The organism is Elstera litoralis, assembly GCF_000963705.1.
Classification (GTDB): Bacteria; Pseudomonadota; Alphaproteobacteria; order Elsterales; family Elsteraceae; genus Elstera; species Elstera litoralis.
The window spans coordinates 1-2603 of the sequence record NZ_LAJY01000359.1; the positions used below are offsets into that span (position 1 = coordinate 1).

The window sequence follows — 2603 nt, forward strand, 5'->3', positions numbered from 1 at the left end:
GGCGACCGTCCGCAGGGAGATCGACCCTATGGCAACCGTCCCCAAGGCGACCGCCCGCAAGGGGATCGGCCTTTCCGGGTGCGCAGCGAGAGCGGCGGTCAGCGGAAACCGCGCCCCGGGGCGGAGGTCAATCCGCGTGTGCTCGCCGTTGAGGTGATCGGTCAGGTTCTGCGCCGCCGCCGCCCGCTCGACGATGCTTTCGCCACGCACCAGGGCCTACGCGGGCTCGATGCGCGCGACCGCGCTTTCGTCCGCGCCCTCGCCAGCGCCGTGCTGCGCCATTTGGGCTATATCGACGCCGTGATCGCCAAACTGGTGCGCGAGCCGATTAAAGCGCGCGATGCGGTGGCGGAAGATATTCTGCGCCTCGGCATCGCCCAGTTGCTCGTGCTCGAAACCCCGCCGCACGCGGCGGTCTCGGCCACAGTGGCGCTGACGGTGGCGCTCAATATGGCGCATATGACCGGCTTCGTGAACGCGCTGCTGCGCCGAGTGATCGACGAGCAAGAAACCGTGCTCGCCGAAATCGACCGCACGCGCGTCGCCATTCCCGATTGGCTGTGGAAATCCTGGGTCGGAACCTATGGCGAGCCTGCGACGCAAGCAATCGCCGCCTCCTTGCGCGGGGAAGCCGCGCTTGACCTCACGCTGAAAGACCCGGCGACGACCGACGAATGGGCACAGAAGCTCGGGGCCGTGGTGCTGCCGACGGGTTCCTTGCGCGTTCACGATAATCATGGCCGCATCGACGCCCTGCCCGGCTTCCATGAAGGTGCGTGGTGGGTGCAGGATGCGGGCGCGGCGCTGCCCGCCAAACTGCTCGGCCCCGTTACCGGAATGCGCGTTGCCGATCTGTGCGCGGCACCGGGCGGCAAAACCATGCAACTTGCCGCCGCCGGGGCCAAAGTCACGGCGCTCGACCGCTCGGCGGGCCGCTTGCGCCGCGTGTCGGAAAATCTCGCCCGCGTCGGCCTTGTGGCTGAAACCGTGGCCGATGACGCCGCCTTCTACCGCCCCCCGCGCCCGTTCGACGCGATTCTGCTCGATGCCCCCTGTTCGGCCACCGGCACCGCCCGCCGCCACCCGGACGTGCTGTGGTTGAAGCAGCAGGGCGATATTGACGCGATGGTGCTGGCGCAAGATCGGCTGCTTGATGCGGCCGCTCGCATGCTGACCACCGGCGGCACGCTGGTCTACTGCGTCTGCTCGCTGGAGCCGGAAGAAGGGCCGGAGCGGATTACCCGCTTCCTCGCCCGCGACCGGCGCTTCATCCGCGTGCCCATTCGCGCGGCAGAAGTGGGCGGGCTTACGGAAATGATTACCCCCCAAGGCGATTTGCGGACTTTGCCGAGCCATTTGGCAGAGCTGGGCGGAATCGATGGTTTCTATGCCGCGCGGCTGCGGCGCGTTTCGTAAGGGTTGAGAGAAGAATGCAGCAGGCTACTCGGATTGCCCCGTCAATCCTGTCCGCCGATTTCGCCAAACTGGGGGCGGAAGTCGCCGCGATTACCGAGGCGGGGGCCGATATGGTCCATGTCGATGTGATGGACGGGCATTTCGTGCCGAACATCACCATCGGCCCTTCGGTGGTAAAAGCCCTACGCCCCCATTCGGCGCTGCCCTTCGACGTGCATTTGATGATTGCGCCGGTCGATCTCTATATCGCGGCGTTTGCCGAGGCGGGGGCCGATATCATCAGCTTCCACCCGGAAGCGGGGGCGCATCCCCATCGCACCGTGCAGCTTATTAAGTCTTTCGGCAAAAAAGCCGGGATCGTGCTGAACCCGCATACGCCGGTCGAAATGATCGATTATCTGATCGATGATCTCGATTTGATTCTGGTCATGTCGGTCAACCCCGGCTTTGGCGGGCAAAGCTTTATCGATAGCCAATTGCGCAAGATAGAGACCTTACGCAAACGCATCGATGCGACCGGCAAGCGCATCGATTTGGAAGTCGATGGCGGCATTACGCTCGAAACCGCGCCGCGCGCCGTGGCGGCCGGGGCCGATCTTCTCGTCGCCGGAACCGCCACCTTCAAGGGCGGCCCCAGCGCTTACGCCGAGAATATCCGGCGCTTGAAAGCGGTTTAAGCGGCCATAGGGCAGAGAGAGCGAGACGCGGCGATGGCAGCCTGGACCTGGGTACGGCACGCGCGTTTCCTCTCTCCCTTCTATTGGCGGCGGCTTGACCGCGACCCGCCGGATCACTTTCTGCTCACGCTTCCCCCCCTGTGGGACGCGGCAGAGGCGGACGATTCGCCCCCCGCCGCGCGCGATGCGGGCAGCAAGGAAACCAACGCCCGCGACGCCACCGCCCTGCTGGACGGAACCTTCGTTTTCTTCGGCGAAACCCATCGCTTAGGCGAGAGCGACAGCACATGGCTGCCCGATAACAGCACCCCCGCGTGGCGGGCCGAACTCCAGGCTTTCACCTGGCTCACCGCCCTGCGCAGCCTCGACACCCCCACCGCCCACGACCGGGCGCGCGAGATGGTCGGGCGCTGGATTGCCGATCACGGCCATTGGCACCCGGTTTCCTGGCGGCCCGATGTGGTTGGGCGGCGGGTGACGGCGTGGCTGGAGGCGGCGGAGTCGCTCTTG

General features: G+C 66.0%; 2 protein-coding genes and 1 pseudogene. All 3 read left to right on the forward strand.

What is annotated here, in order from left to right; genetic code table 11:
- The first annotated feature begins 138 nt into the window (after positions 1-138).
- Positions 139-1416 (forward strand): RsmB/NOP family class I SAM-dependent RNA methyltransferase, encoded by a 1278-nt coding sequence (locus tag VZ95_RS13585; protein WP_045776329.1) that lies wholly within the window; start codon positions 139-141, stop codon positions 1414-1416.
- A gap of 14 nt (positions 1417-1430) precedes the next feature.
- Positions 1431-2093, forward strand: a complete 663-nt coding sequence (gene rpe, locus VZ95_RS13590; RefSeq protein WP_045776327.1) for a ribulose-phosphate 3-epimerase — start codon at positions 1431-1433, stop codon at positions 2091-2093.
- A 33-nt stretch (positions 2094-2126) separates the two neighbouring features.
- Positions 2127-2603, forward strand: a pseudogene (locus VZ95_RS13595) (hypothetical protein); the annotation flags it as partial.

Excerpts from the sequence above, each read along its gene's own strand:
- rpe (WP_045776327.1), top strand. The coding sequence starts at position 1,431 with ATGCAGCAGGCTACTCGGATTGCCCCGTCAATCCTGTCCGCCGATTTC.